The organism is Herbaspirillum lusitanum P6-12 (assembly GCF_000256565.1).
Lineage (GTDB): Bacteria > Pseudomonadota > Gammaproteobacteria > Burkholderiales > Burkholderiaceae_D > Herbaspirillum > Herbaspirillum lusitanum.
The window spans coordinates 1-857 of the sequence record NZ_AJHH01000738.1; the positions used below are offsets into that span (position 1 = coordinate 1).

An 857-nucleotide genomic window follows, 5' to 3' on the forward strand; every position below is an offset into this window, starting at 1 on the left:
CGGCGCGCACCTGCTGCTGATCACGCTCAACCGCCCGGACGTACGCAATGCGCTGCGCAACAACAGCCTGCGCGAAATCGTCGCGGAGCTGGCGCTGGCGGAAGCCGACGACAGCATCCGCGTAGCGGTCGTCACCGGCGGGGCGAAGGTATTCGCCGCCGGCGCCGACATCAACGAGATGGCGCAGACCGACGCCATCGGCGCCCTGCTCGACGTCCGTCCGCAGTATTGGAAAGCCATCGCCGGTTTCAGCAAACCGCTGCTGGCTGCTGTCAATGGCTATGCCTTGGGCGCCGGTTGTGAAATGCTGATGCACGCTGACATCGCCATCGCCGGCCGCGGCGCCAAGATCGGCCAACCGGAAATCAACCTCGGCACCATTCCCGGCGCAGGCGGCACGCAGCGTCTGATTCGGACCGTCGGCAAGCCGCTGGCGATGAAGATGGTGTTGAGCGGCGAGCTCCTGTCGGCCGACGCGGCACTGGCGGCGGGCCTGATCGCCGAAGTCGCCGACGACGAGAACACGCTGCCACGTACGCTAGCGCTGGCCGAGACCATCGCCGCCAAGTCGCCGTTGGCGTTGCGGCTGGCGAAGGAAGCCATGCTCAAGTCGTATGAACTGGGACTGGAAGCGGGACTGAACCTGGAGCGGAAATCGTTTTCGTTGCTGGCGGCCAGCGAGGATCGGCGTGAAGGAATTGCGGCGTTCAAGGAAAAGCGCACGGCGCAGTTCGTCGGACGTTGAAAAGGAAGCTGAAGTTGCGGTTGGAGTTGTAATTGCAGTTGTAGCCGGAGTGAAATCGTCAGTAAAGGCATTCCCGGTTCTGCGGTGATTTTTGCAATGAAAAAGCCGGTCA

The 857-nt window shown here is 63.0% G+C and carries 1 protein-coding gene; it reads left to right on the top strand.

Annotated features, from left to right (window positions below; translation table 11 throughout):
- Positions 1–745 (top strand): enoyl-CoA hydratase-related protein (locus tag HLUSI_RS0124065; protein ID WP_016836369.1); only part of this gene is annotated, 745 nt, incomplete at its 5' end.
- Positions 746–857: the final 112 nt, after the last annotated feature.